Raw genomic sequence first — 16919 nt, forward strand, 5'->3', positions numbered from 1 at the left:
GCCTCCCTCGAGACCTCTCGACGGTGGGGCGGCCCGGCGTGGTCAGGTCGCGGGCGTCGGGTCGAGGGTGCCGGCGTGTATGGCGGCGGCCGTCGCAAAGGCACGGATCACCGGGTGCGCGACGCTGCCGTCACCCGCGAGTTCGGGCTGGAACAGGGTGGCGAGGAAGAACGGATGCCCCGGCAGCTCGGCGACGCGTACGTCTCCGGCATCGTCGAAGCCCGTCAGGTGCAGCCCGTACTGGTGTAGTAGGTCGAGATAGCCCGGATTGACCCCGTAGGAGCAGTGGTAACGCTCGACGCTCCGGCTCGCCCCGACGACCCGTTCCGCCAGCGAGCCGGGTGCGAACCGCACCGCCCCTTCGTGCCCGACCAGAGAACACGCCAACGGTTCGATGAGCAGGTCCGCGGTCGCCTCCGGGCTGTTCTCGCCGTGCGTGGCCCGGGAGAGCCCGCACACGTTGCGCGCGTACTCCAGCAGGGCGTGCTGGAATCCGCCACAGGTACCGAGGAACGGGATGCCCCGCTCCCGGGCGGTACGGACGGCGTCGACCGCACCCGCCTCGCTCCGGTACGGGCTGCCCGGGGTGAGCCAGATCCCGTCGAATCCGGCCAGCGTGCCGGTGTTCGCCGCCTCGGGTGTCGGGATCCAGTACAGGTCCAGGTCGAGCCGGTCACGGGTCCGCAGCGCGTCGAGTAGTGCGGGAATCCGGGCGTGCGCACGGACATGTGGCGAGCGGTCACCGACAGCCGCGATCCGGGCGGTGAAGGGGGAGCGGGTCTCTCTCATGACGTCATCCTGACCCACCGACCTCGTGCAGTACCAACGATGATCAGTGCTGCCTCGATAAGCAATACTGATGCCGTGGACCCGCACCTCCTGCGTACCTTCGTAATGGTGTCCAACTGCCGCTCGTTCTCGGCGGCCGCCCAACGGCTCGGTTACACCCAGTCCGCCGTGTCGCAGCACATCGCCGCGCTGGAGCACGATCTCGGGGTTGCCCTGCTGCGCCGCCGGCCGGTCGCACCGACCGAAGCCGGAGAGCGGCTGCTCGAACACGCCGTCCCGATCCTGCTGCGGTTCGACGCCGCCCGGGCCGACGTGCGGCGGGCGGCCACCGAGCCGGCCGAGCCGGTGCGACTCGGACTCACCCCGCTGGCCGCGACGGACGGGGTTGCGGCGGCACTCAGCGCCGTACGCCGGGTCCGCCCCGGCCTCGACGTGACTGTCCGGGTGGCCGACCGGCAGTCGGTGGCCGCCGGGTTCGCCACCGGCGAATACACGATCGCCGTGGTCGACGGGGTGGTCGCGCCCAGCGACCCGGTGCACCTGCTCGAATCCCACGGGCTCGGCCTCGAATCCGGTGCACCAGGTGCTGTCGCGGTGGCTGAGCAGCCACTCGTCGTCCTGCTTCCGGAGAGTCACCCGCTCGCCCGGCGTACCGGCCTCGCCCTGGACGACCTGCTCGACGCGCGGTGGATCGACGCACCCGACGCCGCCGCACCGTTGTCGGACCTGCGCGCCGCCGCCCGTTCGGACACCCCGCGACCGTCGATCCGGTACGAGGGCACCGACATCGCCGTACTCGTCATGCTGGTCGCCGCCGGACACGGGCTGGCGGTACTGCCCCGCTCGGCGGTGCCCGCCCGGACCGGAATGGCCGGGGTGCCGCTGAACGCCCCGAGGCTGGTGCATCGGACAGAGCTGTTACGACCGCGCTCGACGGGGCCTCTGGTCACCCTGCTCACCGACGCCATCACCGGGCAAAAAGGTCGGCCGCCCGGCGCCCCGCTGCTCTGATCACCCGTCGCCCGAATCCGGACGGCGGGCTCTGGACGGCACATATCCCGTTTGGGTGTGGTGCCACCATGTCACCTTGGTGGCTTGGTGGCACCACGCTCATCAGGGGACATGCTCCCCCCGCCGGGCTCGGGCTGGGAATGCCGGCCGCCGGCCGGTCGTTACATCTCGCGTACGGCTGAGTAGCACCGCCTGTGAGCTGGGCTGGTGGCCGGGCCGCCGGGAATGATCCGGGGCCTGCGGTCGTTACATATGGTGTTCGCCTGAGTACCAGCACCCCCCGGTGCGTGTGAGCCGGGCGAACGATCTTTTCTCCAATGGCACCCCGTGTCCCCCTGTGGGGTGTTCATCCCCGATTGGAAGGTGGACCATCGTGAACACGACTCTGTTCAGCCGATGGCTTCCGGCCGTCGCGCAGACTTCTCTGGTTCGTAGGACTGCTCTGGGTGTTGCTGGTCTGGCGTTCGTCGGTGGCGCTGTCGCCGGCCCTGCCGTGGCCGCGCAGGCTGCTCCGGAGCATGCCGGTTCGCCGGTGTCGCAGTCGGTGATGCAGGCCGACAAGCCCGACAAGGGCAAGAACGACAAGGGTGACAAGGGCAAGGGTGACAAGGGTAAGGATCGTAAGGGTGGTAAGCCGTCGCGGGACAGGCTTGTGCCGCGTGGTGTGCAGGGTGAGCAGTCGCGGATTCCGTTGTCGGGTGAGCAGTCGGACAATGTGCGGGCGATTGTGAAGGCGACGAAGAAGGCGGGTATGGATGAGCGTGCCGCGGTGATCGCGGTGGGTACCAGCCTGCAGGAGTCGAAGTTGGAGAACCTGGGTCATCTGGGTGCGCGTAACGACCATGACTCGCAGGGCCTGTTCCAGCAGCGACCCAGCTCGGGTTGGGGTTCGGTGGAGCAGATCACCGATCCGGAGTACTCGACCACGGCGTTCCTGAAGGGTCTGAGGCAGGTTGATGGTTGGCAGGACCTGCCGCTGACGGTGGCGGCGCAGAAGGTGCAGGTGTCGGCGTACCCGGACGCGTACGCGCAGTGGGAGGACCAGGCCGCTGACCTGGTAGCCAACGCCTGGAACAACAGCTAAGAACCGAACGAACGTAAACCGCTGGCCGGGTCCCACCACGGGGACCCGGCCAGCGGCGTCTGCGGATCCGGCGACGGCAGGTGAGCCGCCCGGCGGTACCTGTGCGATCACCTGATCTCAACCATGCCGCCGCGCCGGCCACCGTCCGGCTGGCTTCGCCCGGGGTGGATCTGCTCGGGCACGAGTCGCGGACGGTTGCCGAGGTCGGCCTCGCCGCCGGGGGCGTGGCCGTGATCCGCCAGGTGTCCTCCGGTCGGCCGGTCGGCAACGGCGGGTGATACGGCCGCGACCGTATACCGTCGAGCCAGGGATCATGCGTTGACTGAGCTGTCTCCGGGCCGATAACCTGCCCGTCAGTTTGGTTTCACCCTGGACCGTAATCCACGATCCGTGTCAACGGCAGGAGTAGTCCCGGTGCCTCTTTCTCGAAGAAACCTCATGTCCGGCCTCGCTGGCGGGCTGGCCGTCGGAGTGGTCGGCTCGACGGCCGTCGCCGCCCCGGCCCTGGCCGCGACGGCCACCGTGGAGAATCTCGGTGTTCCGCTCCGCGACGTGCTGCTGATCGGTGGCGCTGTCGGGCCGGGTCCCGACGGCCGCCCGGTCATCTGGTCCGCGGTCACCGGCAATCCGGCCCATCTCGCCGCGGTCGATCCGCGTACCGGTCGAACCGTCTCCTACCAGCCAATCGAGGGCTCGCCCGGCTCCTACGCGGTGGTCGTCGCCCCGGACGGGTCCGTCTATGTCGGCACGTACGAAACCGGCTCGCTGTACCGCCGTCGGCCCGGCCGGAACAGCCCGATCGAGAACCTGGGCAGGCCGCTGCCCAGCGAGATCTACATCTGGCGGCTCGCCGTCGACGAGAACGGCATCCTCTACGGCGGAACCTCGCTGAACGGTCGGGTCTTCCGCTACGACCCGGCCACCGGCGCGACCCGCGACTACGGGCCGGTCCTCGCCGGCAACAAGTACGTGCGCAGCATCGCCGTGCTCGACGGCAAGATCTATGCCGGCACCCAGCCCGACGCGCACCTCTTCGAGATCGACGCCGAGAGCGGCGCCATGCGGGAGTTGCCGCTCCCCGACGACCTCGGCCCCGGCGCCGGGCTCGCGGTGTACGACCTCAACGCCTACGACGGCCGGGTGTACGCCCGCTTCGGCGGCGCGACCAACGGCCGACTGGGCATCTGGGAGGTCGCGACCCAGCGCTGGCAGCCGCTGCGGGACAACGTCGCCGGCCTCGACGTCAGCGAACCGGGCCCCCGTGGTCTGGTCTACTACACCCGCAACGGACGCCTCACCGGGCTCAATCCGAAGACCGGCGTCGAGACCGACACCGGCGTGGAGTTCGCCGGCCGGGTCGTCAACAACCGGGGTATCGGCTGGGTGACCCTCGCCGACCCGAAGTGGCCGGGACGCACCCTGGCCGGTCTGCTGTGGCGGGGCGCGATGTTCCGGTACAACCCGATCACCGGGCGGTCCGACGTAACCCAGACCGACGTACCCGGCGAGCCGATCCCGGTCTCCAGCCTGAGCGTCGGGGTGACCGGACGGCTGTGGGCCGGCGGCTACCTCAACGGGGGCATCGCGCAGATCGACCCGGACACCGGTGCGGCCCAGTTCAACCGCTTCTCCCAGACCGAGAGTGTGCTCGACCTCGGCGACACCGTCTGGATCGGTGCCTACCCGGACGCCCGGCTCTACAGGTACGACCCGACCGCCGCGTGGAACAGCCCCGAATACTCGCCGGGCCCGCCCGGTGCGCCGGAGAACCCGGTGAAGGTGGTCGACCTCAAGGCCCTGGACCAGGTACGGGCCCGGGCCAGTGCCGACGTGGGTCGCTGGGTGGCGTACGGCACGATGCCGAACGTCGAACTGGGTGGCGCCCTGGTCATCGTGGACAAGGCCACCGGCGCCAGTCGGGTGCACCGGCCGGTGGTGGAGGACCAGTCCATCATCACCCTGACCGGTGCAGCCGGGCTGGTGATCGGCGGCACGTCGATCCACGGCGGATACTCCGTGCCGCCACCGACCCGCACCGAGGCGGCGTTGTTCGGCTTCGACCCGGCGACCGACAGCAAGGTCTTCGAGGTCGTACCGGTGCCCGGGGCGGCCCAGGTCAGCGGGCTGGTCACCGACCGGGACGGCGGGATCTGGCTGCTGGCCGGCGGCCAACTCTGCGCGTTCGACCTGGCCAGCCGGAGCGTGGTCCGGCGGGTCACCGTACCGGCCGGCACCGGTCGGCTCGGCTACCACGCGGCTAGCGACACCTTCTACGTCCTCGCCGGCAACGTCCTGGCCAGCGTCTCCCGGGCCGACCTGGCAGTGCGCACAGTGGTGCAGCGCACCGCCGGCTACCTCGCGGTCCACCCCGACGGCCGGATCTTCCTGGCGGACGGCCCGACCCTCTACCGGGTCACTGTCGCATGAGCGGCCCCGTCCCGACGCCCGAGCCGCGACGCGGCACCGACCACTGGGAGCAGAGCATGGACGGACCGACCCGGACGAGCGCCGACCCGATCGGCCGCAGACCTGCCCGGATCCGCCGCCGGGGGAGCGTCGTCGTGGCGGCAGCCCTGGCCGCTCTGCTTCCGCTGCTGTCGCCGGCCCCGGCCAGCGCCACGGCGGCCACGGACCCGGTCGACGGCGGGGTGTTCACCGATCTCGGCACCCCGCTCACCGCGCTGACCATCATGGAGGGTGCCCTCGGCCGGGACGCCGACGGCTCACCCGTCATCTACGCGGTGCCGGCCGGCGAGAACGCCGCGCTCAACGTCGTCGGCCTGGCCGACCGCACCCTCAGGCGGGCCATCCCACTGCCCGGAGCCTCCGGGGGCTGGGGCATCACGGTCGTCCCGGACGGCACCGTCTACGTGGGCTCGTACAACAACGGGCACCTGTACCGGTACCGGCCCGGTGACGATGCGGTGACCGACCTCGGCCAGCCGATTCCCGGCGAGCAGTTCCTGTACGGCCTGACCGCCGGTGAGGACGGTGCCGTCTACGGCGGGACCTATCCGCACGCGCACGCTTTCCGGTACGACCCGACGACCGGCGCGGTCACCGACTACGGCAGCCTCGACAGCGTGCAGCAGTACGCCCGGGCCGCGGTCTACGACCCGGACCGCAGGGCGCTCTTCGTGGGCCTGGCCACCCCGAAGGCCCGGCTGTTCCGCATCGACGTGGCCACCGGCGAGCGGCGGGAGATCACCCCGGCCGGCTTCACCGGTACCGCCTTCAACGACCTCGACTACGCCGACGGACGGGTCTTCGGCAACGTCGACGGGCAGCTCGTGGTCTTCGACGCGGCCACCGGACAGCAGTTGTCGTTCACCGACGCGGCCACCGGATCGACCGTCCAGCGTTACCCGCTCGCGGCGCGCGGGGTCTCCGCCACCGCCGACGGCGCGATCTACTTCACCACCACCGGTGCGGTACTGACCCGCTACGACCTGGCCACCAACACGGTAAGCGCGGTGACCCGGGCCGGAAACCCGGTGGTGCTCACCCGTGGCGTGGCGATCGGGTACGGCTGGGTGACCGAGAGCGGGCGCCCCGTGCTGTACGGCCTGGCCGGGAACTACTCCGGCGGGACGTTCCGGTACGACCCGGCGGACGGATCGCTGTCCCAGTGGTCGTCGCCGTTCCAGTACGTGCCGGTCAACCTGATGCACGTCCTCGGCAACCCGAGTGACGGCACGGTGGTCGTCAACGCGTACCTCAACGGCACCACCGGGGTGTACGACCCGGCCACCCGACGCACCTCCACCGCCCCCCGGCTCGGTCAGGTCGAGGGGTGGGACTGGGCCGACGGGAAGCTCTACGCGGGAAGCTACCCGAGCGGTGCGCTCACCGTGTGGGACCCGCGCCTGCCGGCCGACTCGACCAACCCCCGGCAGCTGCTGAGTCTTGAGGCCAGCCATCACCAGAACCGACCGGTCGCGGTGGTGCCCACCTCGGAGACCGTCTATCTCGGCACCACGCCCGGCTACGGGTTGTACGGCGGGGCGCTCACCGAGTACGACATCGCCTCGGGGACGTTCGAGGTGCACCGCGACATCGTTCCCGACCAGACGGTCTCCGCCCTGCTGCCGGTCGGTGACGTCGTGTTCGGCGGCTCCAGTGTGGAGGGTGGGCAGGGCACGCCAGGGCCCCGGGCCACTGAGGCGCGGCTCTTCGTCTACGACCCGGCCACCGGTGGCAAAACCGCCGAGTACACCCCGGTGCCCGGTGCGCACAGCATCAACGAGCTGACCCGTGGGCCGGACGGTCGGATCTGGGGCCTGGCGGACGGTACGGTGTTCGTCTTCGACCCCGACACCCGCACCGTGGTCCGTCGTGTCCAGGTGTTCCAGGGCGGTACGGGTGCCCAGGACGGGGCGTTGCTCTGGCGGGACGGCTATCTGTACGGCACCTCGGGTGGCCGGCTCTTCCTGGTTGACTCGCTGGCCGGCACCGCACAGGTGTTGCGCAGCGGTGGCCTCAACCGGCTGACCGCGACCCCGGACGGCACGATGTACCTGCTGCTGCGTCCGCCCGGCTGGTCGAACTACACGAACCTGGCCAGCTATCGGCCGGCCGCTGACCCGTGCGCCGGCTCGGACCTGCGACCCACCGTGTTCGTCTCGAAGGTGGACAGCGGGGTGCGCAACCGGTTCGTGTCCTACGGCTGCACGCTGCACGATCGCCTCCCGGACGCCGACGCCGAGTGGCCCAACCACGGGGCGTACGTGGCGGCGGTGGCCCGTGCGGTGAACGGCCTGGTGGCGACGGGCGCGATCAACGGCGGCGAAGCGGACGCGCTGATCGCCGCGGCCGGGAGGTCCCGCTCCCGGTAGCGGTGCGCCGGTGGGCGCGGGGTTTCGGAGGTGCCGTCCGGAATCCCGCGCCCACGGTGGTGTGCCCGCTCGGCACCGGTGCCGCCGTCTCCGGCGTACTGCCGAAGCCGGAACCCGGCCCAGGCATGCCGGTCGGGCCGCCGACTGGCTACGGGCCGAGCGGCAGTACTGCGGCTGCTGACAATTACGGTCCGGGCCGATATGGCAACACTGCGTGAGAAGCAGGTCGATACCAGGTCGATACCCCGGATGGCTGGTATCGGCCCGGACCGTAAGCTAGATTACGGCGAACTCTCCCCTGGAAGGATGCCGAATGCGTGTTCGAAGGTGCCTGGCGGCCATGGCGGGGCTACTGGCGGGTGCGCTGGTTGTCACCGGCTGTGGTGGGTCCGGTGACTCCGGTGACTCCACAAAGTCCATCGTCATGTGGACCTATCCCGTGATTGCCGACGAGACCCGGCACCGGGCGTTCTGGACCGAGAAGGTGGCGGCGTTCAAGGCCGCACACCCCGACATCGACGTCAAGGTGGAAATCTTCCCCTGGGCCAACCGCGACCAGTCGCTGTCGACCGCGCTGGCCGGCAACAAGGGGCCGGACGTCGTCTACCTCATCCCCGACCAGCTGCCCAAGTACGCCCGCAACATCGAGCCCGTCGACGCGTACCTCGACGCCGCGGCCAAGGACGACTACCTGGACAACGTCAAGCAGTCGGTCACCATCGACGGCAAGATGATGGGTGCGCCGATCCTCACCGGCGGTCAGGGGCTGCTCTGCAACAAGAAGGTGTTCGCGGCGGTCGGCCAGGCCGAATACCCGAAGACCTGGGACGATCTGCTCGCCATGGCGCCCGCGTTCAAGGCCAAGGGGTTCGACGTCACCGCCTACCCGGGCGACCCCAAGCAGACCCTCAACCTGACCTTCTATCCGCTGCTCTGGCAGGCCGGCGGGGACGTCTTCGGCCCGGACGGCAGGTCGGTCGCCTTCAACAGCGACGCCGGAAAGAAGGCGCTGACCTACCTCAAGCAGCTCGTCGACGGCGGTTACGTGGACAAGAGCCTGATCACCACGATGCCGCCGATCGAGCAGACCCGCATCGGGCAGGGCAAGGTGGGCTGCGTGTGGAACATGGAACCGGCCGTCATCGAGCCCGTCTGGGGGAAGGACAACATCCAGGCGCTCGCACCGCTGACAGGGACGAAGCAGGCCCAGTACGGCACCGTAGGCTCGCTGGTCATGCTCAAGGGCGCCGAGGACAAGGCGGCCGCCGGTGAGTGGATCTCGTTCGCCACGTCGGTGGAGAACGCCAAGGAGTACGACGTGGCGGCCGGGTTCTTCTCGCCCAAGAAGTCGACGGGTCCGCTGTACGCCAGCGATCCGGTCCTCGGTGAGCTGGAGAAGCACGTCGGCCTGACCACGGTCGGCCCGCTGAACGAGAAGTCCCGGGACATCATGGGCGCCCTGGCTCCGGAGATCCAGGCGGCTCTGCTCGGCAAGAAGTCGGTCGACCAGGCCCTCGCCGACGCGGAGAAGGCGGCGAACGCCCTGCTCGGTTAGTGGTCCTCGGAAAGGTCCGCGACGGCGCCGGGTCGACCGACCCGGCGCCGCAGGCCGATACGGTTCCGGCGACCGGTTCGTGGCGGCCGCGGCCAGGCACGGACCGGAAGGAGGTTGTCAGATGGTCGCAACGCCAACCCGGGTGATCCGTCGCCCACGGGGTCCGTCGCGCCGGGAGGCCGGCATGGCGCTGCTCTTCGTCCTGCCCTGCCTGCTGCTGTTCGTGGCGTTCCGGTTCGGGCCGGCGATCGCCGGTGTGCTGCTCGGCTTCACCGACTACACGATCGGCGCGGAGACCAACTGGACCGGGTTGGCGAACTTCCGCCGGCTTGTCGAAGACCCCACCTTCTGGTCCGCCCTGCGGGTGACGGTCGTCTTCACCCTCCTGGCCGTGCCGCTGTCCATGCTCGCGTCCCTGGGCATGGCGCTGCTCACCCGGCGCGCGTTCCGAGGAAGCAAGGTGTTCCGGTCCATCTTCTTCCTGCCGGTGGTGACCAGTCTCGTCCTGGCCGGTGTCATCTTCGCCTGGATCTTCTCCGACGCCGGCCCCTGGTCCCGGGCCATGAACGCGCTCGGCCTGCCGGCGCAGTCCTGGCTCGCCGACGAGGTGCTGGTGATCCCGGCACTGGTGCTGGTCTCGGTCTGGGCCCGCTTCGGGTACGGCATGCTGATCCTGCTCGCCCGGCTGCACGACATTCCGCGCGAGTTGGAGGAGGCGGCGATGACCGACGGCGCGTCCGCCTGGCAGCGCTTCCGGTACATCGTGCTGCCGCAGCTACGCCCCGCGCTGTTCTTCCTCGCAGTCATCGAGACGACGGTCTCGTTCCAGGTCTTCGACACCATCTTCGTGATGACCGGCGGCGGACCCGTGCGAGCCAGCTACAACCTCATCTACCTGCTCTACGACCAGGGCTTCCGCTACTTCGACCTGGGCTACGCCAGCGCCATCGGGGTGGTGCTCTTCGTGATGACCGTCATCGTGGCGCTGATCCAGCGACTGACCCTGGGAAGGGAGACATGACCGACACCCTGACCGAGCCGGAGACCAGGCCGGTGCCGCGGCCGGCTCGCAAGAGCGGCTCACGGCGACCGTACCGGCCGGATCGTGGCACCCGGGCTGGCCGGTACGTCCGCGCGGTGCTGCTGCTGGTCGCGGCCGGCGTCACCCTCTTCCCCTTCTACGCGATGGTCGTGCTGTCGTTCAAGCCGACCGGACCGCTGGTCTTTCCCGAGGCGCTGTTGCCCTCGCCGATATCCGTCGAGGCGTACGAGACGGTGTTCGGCGCCAAGAGCATCCTGCGCTGGACCGTCAACACGCTGATCTACTCAGTGGTCTCGGTGGTCGGCGTGCTGCTGCTGTCGTCGCTGGCCGGCTACGCCTTCGCCAAGAAGCGGTTCCCGGGCAAGGAACCCATCTTCTGGTCGTTCCTGGCGATGCTCATGGTGCCGTACCACGTCACGATGATTCCGACCTTCATCCTGGTGGCCGAACTCGGCGGTGTGGACACCTACTGGGGCATGATCGTGCCGACCCTGGCCAACGCCCAGGCGGTGTTCCTGATGCGGCAGTTCATCGCGGCCCTGCCCGACTCGCTCTTCGAGGCGGCCCGGATCGACGGCTGCTCGGAGTGGCGGGTCTACCTCTCCATCGTGCTGCCGTTGATCAAACCGATCCTGGCCACCCTGGGCGTCTTCGTGTTCCTGTGGCACTGGAACGACTTCCTCTGGCCGCTCATCGTGGGTCAGAGCCTCGACATGCGTACCCTGACCACCGGCATCGCATCGCTGCAACAGGAGAACGTCCCGCTCAACATGCTGTTGGCGGGGTCGGTCGTGGCGTTCGTTCCGATCTTCATGGCGTACCTGATCGGTCAGCGCTACTTCACCGAGGGCATCGCCACCTCCGGCATCAAGGGGTGACCGTCCCGGGACGCGCGTGCACCCTGGACGGGCCGGCTGACCTGGCCGGCCGGCGATGGCGTGATCCCGGCGGACCTGAGTAGCCTGCTGGTTCATGCGCATCGCCCTGGCCGGCCTGGCCACCAGCCATCCCTACACCGACGCCCGGATGCTTCGTGAGCACGCGGAGTTGGTGGTCTGGGCGGAGGAGCCGGACCGGCTGGCACGGTTCCGCGCCGAGCACCCCGACGTCGCGGTGGCGCCGGACCTCGCCGCCCTGCTGGCGACCCGACCGGACGGGGTGGTGCTCACCGTGCCCACCCCCGGCGTGCCGGCGGCGCTGGCCCGGGTGCTCGACCTGGGCCTGCCCTGCTTCGTCAACAAGCCGGCGGCGGCCACCGCCGGGCAGCTCGCCCGGCTCGACGCGGTGGTCAGCCGGGCGCCGGAACTGGTGCTCTCCTCGTCGGTACTCCGCTTCGCGCCGGCCTTCCGGGCCTTCTCGGTACCCGTGGACGACGTTCTGGCGGTCCGTGCGACGGTGCGCCACGACGTCGGCCTCTGGGCCACCGGATACAACCCGTGGCAGGACGATCCGGCGGTCGGCGGCGGGACCATGGTGATGATGGGCCTGCACGGGGTGGAACTGCTGGTGGCCCTCCTCGGTCCGGCGGTGCGGTTGGTCGGCGCCGCCCGTACCACCCGGCTCCATCACGGGCTGCGGTCGGAGGACACCGGGCTACTGAGCCTGCAGTGGGCGGACGGCGTGCCGGGCTCGGTCGAGGTGCTCGGGGTCAGCGACGGCGAGTCGTACGAGGTGACCGTGCACACCCGGACCGGGGAACGGCGCGTCGCGCTGCGCGGCGGGGCGGACGAACTCGGCTACCGGGCGACGATCGAGGCGTTCCTCGGCATGGTCGGGCGCGCGCAGAGTCCCGTTCCGTGGGCGGAGACCCGGGCCGTACTGGGTGTCCTGTCGGCCGCCCGCGAACAGGCCGGTCCGGCGCAACCGCACTGACTGTCCACCGAGGACGGCGGCGGCTCAGGGTGCACCGGCCGTCTTGACGTCCGTCTCGCCCGCCAGTTACGGTCATGGCCGTTACTTCGGGAGGGGCTGGGCCATGCGATCGGTTGCGGAACTCGAGGACCGTCTGTCGTCTCCCCGCGAGGCTCTGGTGGACGACCTCCGCAAGCTCGACGGCGACATTCTGGTCCTGGGTGCCGGTGGAAAGCTCGGGCCGAGCCTGGTCCGGCTGGCACTGCGCGGGATCGCGGCCGCCGGCACCGGTGCCCGGGTCGTCGCGGTGTCCCGGTTCTCCGAACCCGGTCTGGCCGGATCGCTGCGGGAAGCGGGCGCCGAGGTGGTCGAGGCGGACGTCGCCGACGACGCGGCCCTGGCCGCCCTGCCGGACGCCGGCAACGTCCTGTTCCTGGTCGGCGCGAAGTTCGGCACCTCGGGTCGGGAGCACGCCACCTGGGCGACGAACGCCTACCTGCCGGGTCGGGTGGCGCAGCGCTTCGCCGGCTCGCGCCTGGTGGCGCTCTCCACCGGCAACGTCTACCCCCTGGTGCCGGTGGTCAGCGGCGGCTGCGTGGAGCGGACGCCGCTCGGTCCGGTGGGGGAGTACGCGATGTCCTGCCTCGGGCGCGAGCGCATCCTCACCCACTTCGCCGAGCGCGACGGCACCCCGCTGGCGCTGATCCGGCTCAACTACGCAGTCGAGATGCGCTACGGCGTACTTGTCGACGTCGCCCGCGCGGTGCTGGCGAGGCAACCCGTCGACCTGACCATGGGGCACGCCAACGTCGTCTGGCAGGGCTACGCGAACGAGGTGACCCTGCGCGCCCTGCGCCACGCGGCCGATCCGCCCTTCGTACTCAACCTGACCGGTCCCGAACTGGTCTCGATCCGACAGGTGGCCACCGCCCTCGGCGAGCGGCTGGGGCGTGAACCGGTTTTCACCGGTACCGAGGCGCCCACCGCGCTGCTGTCCAACGCCCAGCTCTGCCACGGCCTGTTCGGCTACCCGGACCTGCCGCTGGCCGAACTTGTCGAACTGACCGCGCACTGGGTCGCCGCAGGCCTGCCGACCCACGGCAAGCCCACCGGTTTCCAGCGCCGCGACGGCAACTTCTAGGGAGACGACACCTTGCCTGCTCCAGTGACCGGCTCCACGGCAGGACGCACCTCGGCGTTGGAACGGTTCCAGCGCGGCTGTGTCATCCCGGCACATCCACTCGCGCTGGACGAGCACCGCCGCCTCGACGAACGCCGGCAACGGGCACTCACCCGCTATTACCTGGCCGCCGGTGCGGGCGGAATCGCGGTCGGCGTGCACACCACCCAGTTCGCCATCCACGACCCCGGGGTCGGCCTGCTGGGACCGGTACTCGAACTGGCCGCCGAGACCGCGGCCGGTGCGGATCCGGTACTCGTGGCCGGCGTCTGCGGCCCGACCGCCCAGGCGGTGGCCGAGGCCGAGTTGGCCGCCTCGCTCGGCTACCACATGGTGCTGCTCTCGCCGGCAGCGGACCTCGACGAGAACCAGCTGATCGACCGGGCCAACGCGGTCGGCGAGGTGCTTCCGGTGATCGGCTTCTACCTCCAGCCCGCCGTCGGCGGTCGGCACCTGTCCCGCGAGTTCTGGGCCAGGCTCGCCGGGATCGACTCGGTGGTCGGCATCAAGGTGGCGCCTTTCGACAGGTACCGCACCCTGGACGTGCTGCACGGCGTCTGCTCCGCCGGTCGGGTGGGTGACCTGGCGCTCTACACCGGCAACGACGACCACATCCTGGCCGACCTGGTGGCCTCGCACCGCATCGTCGTGGGTGGACAGCCGGTCGAGGTGGAGTTCGTCGGCGGGCTGCTCGGCCAGTGGGCGGTGTGGGTGCGTACGGCCGTGGCTCTGCTCGCCGAGGCCAGACTGGCCCGGGGCGGCGACGACGCGGCGCTGCGCCGGCTGCTGACCCTGGACGGGCACCTCACCGACGCGAATGCGGCCATCTTCGACGCGGCCAACGGTTATCACGGTTGTATCCCCGGCATCCACGAGGTGCTGCGCCGGCAGGGGTTGCTGGCCGGCCGCTGGTGCCTGGATCCCGCCGAGGAGCTCTCCCCGGGGCAGATGGCGGAGTTGGACCGGATCCACCGGGCCTACCCGCACCTGCGTGACGACGATTTCGTCGCCAGCCACCTGGACGACTGGCTGCGCTGACCGGGCCGCCCCACCGGTCACAGGGGCTGACCGGGCCGCCCCGACCGGTCACAGGGTCAGCCGGTAGAGCGTCAACGGGCGTCCGCTGCCACCGGAGGCGAGATTGCCGGTGCGCTCGGCGAGGCCGGCCAGCTCCAGCCGGTGCAGCATCCGGCGGGCGGTGCGTTGCGCGATGGTGAGGTGTTCGGCCACGTCACGGCTGGTCAGCGGCTCCACCCCGATGGCCTCGCGGACCTGGCGCAACCGCAGCAGGGTCGAGGTGGACAGGCCGACCCGTTGCGCGATGACGGCCAGGTTCGCGTCCTGTGCCGGCGGTACCGGAACCGTGGTGTCGAGCACGATGTCGGTGTCACCCCGCAGCGAGAGTACCGCCGCCGTCGGGCCGATCCGGCGGGCCCGGCTCAGCGCGCGGCGGGCGAGATTCTCCGCCTCCGCCGCACTGTTGCCGAGCCCGAAGCCGATCCGCACCGTGCCGTGCCGGTCGGCGAGGCGCCCCAGCATCGGCAGCGCGGTGAAGCCGGCGGTGGCGTCGTGCAACGGTCCCCGGGTGGTGACGATCAGGTGCGTGCCGTGGGCGAACCGGGCCAGGGTGCCGCCGAGCGCGGCCACCTCCTTGAGCAGGCCGTCGGCGTCCGGCAACTCGGCCAGGCCGAGCGCGATCTGTGCGTCCTCCTGCACCTGACTGTTCGCCCGGAGCATCAGCTGGCGCAGCGCCGTCCGCACCGCGTGGTTCGACGGGGCGAGCCGGAATGCCGGCATCTCGTGCCGCAGCACCTCGTGCACCGAGCTCAGGCAGGTGACCGCGGTGGTGCCGGTGCGCCGGTGGCGACGGTGGAAGGCGATCACGTCGTCCGAGCCGAGCCCGCTGCGGTACGGCAGCAGCCGTACCCTGTCCATCGGCAGTCCCGCCTCGGCGAACGTCGTCGTGACGTCGGCGGTGGCGACGGTGTCGATCGAGAGCCGGGTCACGTCGTGTCCCTCGCGCAGCAGCCGTACGACAGCCTGGAGCAGGGTCGCCCCGGTGTAGTCGACGAATGTCGCCGGCCGGGTCAGCACGTCAGCCTCACGGGTCAGGGTGTAGGGCACGACGCCGGTGAACAACCATGCGTCGACCTGTCCGGCGTGTGCCTCGACGATCGCCGGCGCCTGGGTCTCGTGGTCGTAGTTGAGCCGCCGAGCGGTGACCCCTGGCTGTTCCTCACAAGTGGCCGCGACCTCGTCGACGAGGTCGTGCGGCCCGATGATTCCGATCTTGACAGACACCAGAATCTCCCCTGGGGTTGCGTGATCCCACAGCCTACTATTACGGTCAGGGCCGGTATTCGTGAAGCTGGGGAGGATGGGTGTCGTATCCCAGCATGGCCGACTCCAGCGGCCGGACGCTTGGCACGGAAGAGATCGAGGCGGTTACCCGGGTCCTCCGCTCCGGCATGCTCAGCTCGGTCTGGGGCACCGAGGTTCGGGCGCTCGAACGGGAGATGGCGCAGGCGTACGGAGTGCCCCACGCGGTGGCGTGCAGCTCGGGAACCGCAGCCCTGCACCTGGCCGTCGCGGCCATCGCTCCCGAACCGGGTGACGAGATCATCACTTCACCGATCAGTGACTTCGGTACGGTCGCACCGATCCTCGCACAGAACGCCGTACCGGTCTTCGCCGACGTGGACCCGTACACCGGAAACCTGGACCCGGCGGCGGTGGCGGCGGCGATCGGCCCGCGGACCCGGGCGATCCTCGCCGTACACCTCTTCGGTGCCGCCGCAGACCTGCGGAGTGTGGCCGAGTCTGCGGGCGTCCCACTTCTCGAGGACTGCGCCCAGGCGTGGCTCGGCCGCTATCCGGACGGCCAGCTGGTCGGCACCGCCGGTGCCGTCGGCTGCTTCAGCCTCCAGCAGTGGAAACACATCACCTGCGGCGACGGCGGACTGGTCATCACCCCCGACGCCACCCTCGCCCGCCGGATGCGGCTCTTCGCCGACAAGGGATGGCCGCGCGACGGCGCCCGCCGGCACGAGAGCTTCGGGCTCAACTACCGGATGACCGAACTCGCCGGCGCGGTGGCCCGAGCCCAACTGGCCAAACTGCCGGGGGTGCTGGCCGACCGGCGCCGGACGGCGGGTCGGCTCGTCGCCGCGCTTGCCGACCTGCCCGGCGTACACCTCCCGGCTGACGTCCCCGCGCACGCCTGGTGGCTGTTCCCGATCGTGCTCGACCCACCGCTGTCCAACCAGGAGGTCGTCGGCAAGCTGGCCGCGGCCGGGGTGCCGGCCCGCGCGGGCTACCTCGACGACCCGCTGCACTGCGCACCCGCGCTGACCGGGACGCCGGTCTACGGCACCTCGCGGTACCCGCTGACAGTGCCGCCCGCCGACCGGCTCCCGGCCTACGGCCCAGGCGCGTTTCCGGTGGCGGAACGACTGCTGGACCGGACCCTGGTGGTCATCGACTGGAACGAGCGCTACACCGACGAGAACGTCGACGAGATCGCCCACGCCGTCCGGGCCGCGGTGACGCCGTGATCGACGTTCGGGTGGTGC

The 16919-nt window shown here is 70.5% G+C and carries 14 protein-coding genes; 12 read left to right on the forward strand and 2 right to left on the reverse strand.

What is annotated here, in order from left to right:
* Positions 1-42 precede the first annotated feature (42 nt).
* Entirely contained in the window at positions 43-789 is a 747-nt protein-coding gene (locus CLT71_RS03885) for a CTP synthase C-terminal region-related (seleno)protein (RefSeq protein WP_101365884.1), read from the reverse strand.
* A 75-nt stretch (positions 790-864) separates the two neighbouring features.
* On the opposite strand from CLT71_RS03885, the gene CLT71_RS03890 reads away from it, so the two are divergent.
* The 11 genes from CLT71_RS03890 to CLT71_RS03935 all read left to right on the forward strand — a co-directional run bounded on the left by CLT71_RS03890 (position 865) and on the right by CLT71_RS03935 (position 14385).
* Positions 865-1800 (forward strand): LysR family transcriptional regulator, encoded by a 936-nt coding sequence (locus tag CLT71_RS03890; protein WP_101365885.1) that lies wholly within the window; start codon positions 865-867, stop codon positions 1798-1800.
* A gap of 373 nt (positions 1801-2173) precedes the next feature.
* Positions 2174-2884: a hypothetical protein gene (locus tag CLT71_RS03895; RefSeq protein WP_486483041.1), complete on the forward strand. Its 711-nt coding sequence runs from the start codon at positions 2174-2176 to the stop codon at positions 2882-2884.
* Between the two features lie 101 nt (positions 2885-2985).
* A complete protein-coding gene (locus CLT71_RS36895; protein ID WP_158242168.1) occupies positions 2986-3162 on the forward strand; it encodes a hypothetical protein in 177 nt (58 codons plus the stop codon).
* Positions 3163-3322: 160 nt separating this feature from the next.
* Positions 3323-5311 (forward strand): PQQ-binding-like beta-propeller repeat protein, encoded by a 1989-nt coding sequence (locus CLT71_RS03900; protein WP_101365886.1) that lies wholly within the window; start codon positions 3323-3325, stop codon positions 5309-5311.
* Positions 5308-7719 carry a DUF6923 family protein gene (locus CLT71_RS03905; RefSeq protein WP_101365887.1) on the forward strand — a complete coding sequence of 804 codons (2412 nt, stop codon included), beginning with the start codon at positions 5308-5310 and terminating at the stop codon, positions 7717-7719. Before CLT71_RS03900 ends, CLT71_RS03905 begins: the two co-directional genes overlap by 4 nt.
* Before the next feature lie 340 nt (positions 7720-8059).
* Positions 8060-9274 carry an ABC transporter substrate-binding protein gene (locus CLT71_RS03910; protein WP_199187498.1) on the forward strand — a complete coding sequence of 405 codons (1215 nt, stop codon included), beginning with the start codon at positions 8060-8062 and terminating at the stop codon, positions 9272-9274.
* A 121-nt stretch (positions 9275-9395) separates the two neighbouring features.
* The gene (locus CLT71_RS03915; RefSeq protein ID WP_101365889.1) at positions 9396-10295 is read left to right on the forward strand and encodes a carbohydrate ABC transporter permease; all 900 of its coding nucleotides are present in this window, start codon (positions 9396-9398) and stop codon (positions 10293-10295) included.
* Positions 10292-11194, forward strand: a complete 903-nt coding sequence (locus CLT71_RS03920) for a carbohydrate ABC transporter permease (RefSeq protein ID WP_101365890.1) — start codon at positions 10292-10294, stop codon at positions 11192-11194. The genes CLT71_RS03915 and CLT71_RS03920 overlap by 4 nt, the downstream gene beginning before the upstream one ends.
* Positions 11195-11288: 94 nt before the next feature.
* Positions 11289-12188, forward strand: coding sequence for a Gfo/Idh/MocA family protein (locus CLT71_RS03925; protein ID WP_101365891.1), 900 nt, complete (start codon positions 11289-11291; stop codon positions 12186-12188).
* Between the two features lie 103 nt (positions 12189-12291).
* Positions 12292-13308, forward strand: a complete 1017-nt coding sequence (locus CLT71_RS03930; RefSeq protein WP_101365892.1) for an NAD-dependent epimerase/dehydratase family protein — start codon at positions 12292-12294, stop codon at positions 13306-13308.
* Between the two features lie 12 nt (positions 13309-13320).
* Positions 13321-14385 (forward strand): dihydrodipicolinate synthase family protein, encoded by a 1065-nt coding sequence (locus CLT71_RS03935; protein ID WP_199187499.1) that lies wholly within the window; start codon positions 13321-13323, stop codon positions 14383-14385.
* Positions 14386-14433: 48 nt separating this feature from the next.
* On the opposite strand, the gene CLT71_RS03940 is transcribed toward CLT71_RS03935, so the two are convergent.
* Positions 14434-15648, reverse strand: a complete 1215-nt coding sequence (locus tag CLT71_RS03940) for a response regulator (RefSeq protein WP_101365893.1) — start codon at positions 15646-15648, stop codon at positions 14434-14436.
* An 80-nt stretch (positions 15649-15728) separates the two neighbouring features.
* Here CLT71_RS03940 and CLT71_RS03945 point away from each other — a divergent pair, with 80 nt between their 5' ends.
* Positions 15729-16901, forward strand: coding sequence for a DegT/DnrJ/EryC1/StrS aminotransferase family protein (locus CLT71_RS03945; protein ID WP_101365894.1), 1173 nt, complete (start codon positions 15729-15731; stop codon positions 16899-16901).
* Positions 16902-16919 lie beyond the last annotated feature (18 nt).

The sequence above is a fragment of the Plantactinospora sp. CNZ320 genome (assembly GCF_002846275.1).

What these genes read in the sequence shown, in the direction of transcription:
- CLT71_RS03920 (WP_101365890.1), top strand. Translation starts at nt 10,292, where the DNA reads ATGACCGACACCCTGACCGAGCCGGAGACCAGGCCGGTGCCGCGGCCG.
- CLT71_RS03885 (WP_101365884.1), bottom strand. Translation starts at nt 789, where the DNA reads ATGAGAGAGACCCGCTCCCCCTTCACCGCCCGGATCGCGGCTGTCGGT.
- CLT71_RS03915 (WP_101365889.1), top strand. Translation starts at nt 9,396, where the DNA reads ATGGTCGCAACGCCAACCCGGGTGATCCGTCGCCCACGGGGTCCGTCG.
- CLT71_RS03925 (WP_101365891.1), top strand. Translation starts at nt 11,289, where the DNA reads ATGCGCATCGCCCTGGCCGGCCTGGCCACCAGCCATCCCTACACCGAC.
- CLT71_RS03905 (WP_101365887.1), top strand. Translation starts at nt 5,308, where the DNA reads ATGAGCGGCCCCGTCCCGACGCCCGAGCCGCGACGCGGCACCGACCAC.
- CLT71_RS03910 (WP_199187498.1), top strand. Translation starts at nt 8,060, where the DNA reads ATGGCGGGGCTACTGGCGGGTGCGCTGGTTGTCACCGGCTGTGGTGGG.
- CLT71_RS03930 (WP_101365892.1), top strand. Translation starts at nt 12,292, where the DNA reads ATGCGATCGGTTGCGGAACTCGAGGACCGTCTGTCGTCTCCCCGCGAG.
- CLT71_RS03900 (WP_101365886.1), top strand. Translation starts at nt 3,323, where the DNA reads ATGTCCGGCCTCGCTGGCGGGCTGGCCGTCGGAGTGGTCGGCTCGACG.